General features: G+C 75.4%; 2 protein-coding genes. Both read right to left on the reverse strand.

The annotated features are described in order from the left end of the window. Positions 1-41: 41 nt before the first annotated feature. A complete protein-coding gene (locus ICW40_RS17410) occupies positions 42-2,654 on the reverse strand; it encodes a DEAD/DEAH box helicase (RefSeq protein ID WP_374199178.1) in 2,613 nt (870 codons plus the stop codon). Between the two features lie 12 nt (positions 2,655-2,666). Beyond that, positions 2,667-3,854, reverse strand: a 1,188-nt coding sequence (locus ICW40_RS17415; RefSeq protein ID WP_221655269.1) for an outer membrane protein assembly factor BamB family protein, incomplete at its 5' end; no start/stop codon positions are given.

A 3,854-nucleotide genomic window follows, 5' to 3' on the forward strand; every position in this document is an offset into this window, starting at 1 on the left:
CCACCGGGCTGATCGGAGCCTCGCCGCGGCGCCGACCGCCGTCAGAGCCGGCCGGCCGCCGTGACCACGAGCGCCACCTCGCCGCGCTCGTCGCTCGCCGCGACGTCGACGACGGCGTCGATCCGCCAGTCGTGGTCGCCCGCCGGGTCGTCGAGCAGCTGGCGCGCCTCCCAGCGCGTCGCGCCCTCCGTGAGCAGGAGCAGCGCCGGGCCGCGTGCGGCCGCGCCGGTGCCCATGTCCTCGTGCTCGTCGAAGTACGGGTCGAGCGCGTCGCGCCACCGCTGCGCCGTCCACGGCACGCCGTCGGCGTCCGCGTCGCCGAGCGCGCCGAGCGCCTCCCAGCGCTCGCGCGCCGCGAGCTCGACGCGACGGAACAGGGCGTTGCGCACGAGCACGCGGAACGCGCGCGGGTTGCCGCTCAGGGCGGGCGGGGCGCTCTCGGCGGCGCCGCCGTCGGCCCCCGCGGCCTCCACGGCCTCGGGGTTGCTCAGGCGTTCCCACTCGTCGAGCAGGCTCGAGTCGGTGCCGCGCACGAGCGCTCCCAGCCACTCGACGAGGTCCTCGAGCTGCTCGTCGCGCCGCTCGGCGGGCACCGTCTGGCGCACGGCGCGGTAGGCGTCGGCGAGGTAGCGCAGCAGGATGCCCTCGGTCCGCTCCAGGCCGTAGGCCGAGACGTACTCCGTGAACGTCATGGCGCGCTCCGCCATGTCCCGCACCACCGACTTGGGCGAGAGCTCGTGGTCGGCCACCCACGGGTTGGTCCTGCGGTAGATCGCGAACGTCGCCTCGAGCAGCTCGGCCAGCGGCCTGGGGTACGTGACGTCCTCGAGGACCGCCATCCGCTCCTCGTAGTCGTACCCCTCGGCCTTCATCGCGCCGATCGCCTCGCCGCGGGCCTTCTTCTCCTGCGCGACGAGCACCTGGCGGGGGTCGTCGAGGGTCGACTCGATGACCGAGAGCACGTCGAGCGCGTAGGTCGGCGCCTCCCGGTCGAGCACGTCGAGCGCGGCGTAGGCGAAGGGGGACAGGGCCTGGTTGAGCGCGAAGTCGGGCGGGACGTCGACCGTGAGCCGGACGGTGCGGCGGCCGTCGGGCAGCCGGACGCGCTCGACGACGCCCGCGGCCCGCAGCGAGCGGTACACGGCGACGGCCTGGCGCACGTGCCGCCCCCGTGCCGCCTCGGGCTCGTGGTTCTCGCGCACCAGGCGCGTCATGGCCGCCACCGGGTCCCCGCGGCGGGCGAGCACGTTGAGGACCATGGCGTGCGTCACGGCGAAGCTCGAGGTCAGCGGCTCGGGGTCGGAGTCGCGCAGGCGCTCGAAGGTCTTGTCCGTCCAGTTCACCGCGCCCTCGGGCGCCTTCTTCCGGACGATCTTCTTGAGCTTCTTCGGGTCGTCGCCCGCGCGCGCCAGCAGCTTGCGGTTCTCGATGACGTGCTCGGGCGCCATGACGAGCACCTCGCCGAGCGTGTCGTAGCCCGCGCGGCCCGCGCGACCGGCGATCTGGTGGAACTCGCGCGCGCTCAAATGCCGCATGCGGGTGCCGTCGTACTTGACCAGCGAGGTCAGCACGACCGTCCGGATCGGGACGTTGATGCCCACCCCGAGGGTGTCCGTGCCGCACACGACCGTGAGCAGACCCTGCTGCGTCAGGCGCTCGACGACCCGCCGGTAGCGGGGCAGCATCCCGGCGTGGTGCACGCCGACGCCGTGCCGCAGAAACCGTGAGAGCGTGCGGCCGAACCCCGTGCCGAAGCGGAAACCGCCGAGCTCGGCGGCGATCGCGTCGCGCTGCTCGCGCGACGCGACGGTCGTCGACAGCAGCGCCTGCGCCTGCTCGGCGGCCGCCGCCTGCGTGAAGTGGACGAGGTACACCGGCGCGCGGCGGGTGTGCACGAGGTCCTCGACGACCTCGTGCAGCGGCTCGACCACGTAGGAGAAGGTCAGCGGCACGGGACGCTCGGTGCTCGTCACCGTCGCGACGGCGGTGCCCGTGCGGCGCTCGAGGTCCTCGACGAAGAAGCCGACGTCGCCGAGCGTCGCGGACATGAGCAGGAACTGCGTCCGGGGCAGCTCGAGCAGCGGGACCTGCCACGCCCAGCCGCGCTGGGGGTCGGCGTAGAAGTGGAACTCGTCCATGACGACCTGCCCGACGGCGTCGTCGCCCGGGACGGCCGGGTCGTCCTCGGGCAGCGCGTCCGCGAGGGGGTCGCCCACCCGCTCGCCCCCCGTGCGCAGCGCGATGTTCGCGAGGATCTCGGCGGTGCAGCAGATGATCGGCGCACCCGGGTTGACGCTGCTGTCACCCGTCATCATGCCGACGTTCTCCGCGCCGAACGCCGCCACGAGCGCGAAGAACTTCTCGCTCACGAGCGCCTTGAGCGGCGCCGTGTAGAACGTGCGGCGACCCTGGGCGAGCGCGACGAAGTGGGCCGCCATGGCGACGAGGGACTTCCCCGAGCCGGTGGGCGTCGCGAGGATCACGTGCGAGCCGGTGACGAGCTCGAGGAGCGCCTCCTGCTGCGCGGGGTAGAGCTCGAGCCCCTGGTCCGCGGCCCACCCCGTGAACGCCTCGTACAGCGCGTCGGGGTCGGCGTCGGGCGGGAGGCGGTCGACCAGCCGCGCGGCGGCGACGTCGGGCGGGGAGGTGCTCACGGCCCCATGGTCTCAGGACCGCGCGCCGGTCCTCAGGGCGTCCGGGGCCGCCGGCGACGCGGCGTCCGACGCCACGGGCGGGACGACGGCGCGCCAGACCTCCGCACCGTCGTGCAGCCCGAGCGCGGTGACCTGCTCGCACCGCGCGTCGTCGGCCGGCACCGCGAGCCGCACGCCGTCGGTCACGACGGCGCCCGGGTCCCAGCACGGACCCACCGGCCGCGACCAGAGCTCAGCACCCGAGGCGACGTCGACCGCGGTGAGCACCTCGCCCTCGTCGAGCACGACGACGCCGTCGAGCCGCGCGGGCGCCGACTGCGGCACGCGACGCTGCCACAGCTCACCCGAGACGACGTCGAGCGCGCGCAGGGTCCAGCCGTCCTGCAGCAGCACGACCTGGGGCGCCGAGCGGTCGTCGACGGCGGGCCGCAGCGGGACGCCGACGAGGCGCGCGCCCGCGGCACCGGTCCGCGTGAACCAGGTGCCGACCTCCGGCGTGGTCCAGACGGCGAAGCCGACCGACGAGGTCTGCACGTCGACCGAGAGGCGGCGTTCGCCGGGCGCGGTCCACGTGCCGAGCACGGCGCCGTCCGGGTCGACGACCGCGGCGGCTGGACCAGTGAGCACGACCAGGTCGTCGCGCACCGTGAGCCTCAGGTGGCGGGCGAGCACCCACGCGGGCAGCGGCACGGCACGGGTCCACACCTCGGCGCCGAGGACGTCCGTCCGGCTCAGCCGCGCCTCGCTCCCGACGCGGCGGGCGATGACGACGTCGTCGCCGAGCACCGCCCACCCGATGCCGCCCGAGCCCAGGTCGTGCTCCGCCACCACGGCGCCGTCGGCCGTCCCGAGCACGACGAGCCGGTCCGACGTGCCGCCCAGCTCGGCGTCCGTGGTGGGCGCGGCGACTCCCGGCTCACCGGGGACGAAGCAGAGCACGAGCGCCGGGTCGCTCGCCGCGGAGCACGCCGAGCCGCGACCGGCCGTGTCGACCTGGGGCGGCGCGGTCCACCGGGTCGTCCCGTCCCGCTCGAGCGCCACCGTGCGCAGCGCGCCGTCGACGCTGCGCGGCCCGACGGTGAGCCCGTCGGGCAGCACGACGTCGCCGGTCGGGTCGCCGGGCCAGCCGGCCCGGTCCTGCGGTGGCTCCCGCAGCGACGGCACGACGCCGCGGACGTCGGCGGCCGCGGCGACCAGGGC

The organism is Actinotalea ferrariae (assembly GCF_019733465.1).
Lineage (GTDB): Bacteria > Actinomycetota > Actinomycetes > Actinomycetales > Cellulomonadaceae > Actinotalea > Actinotalea ferrariae_A.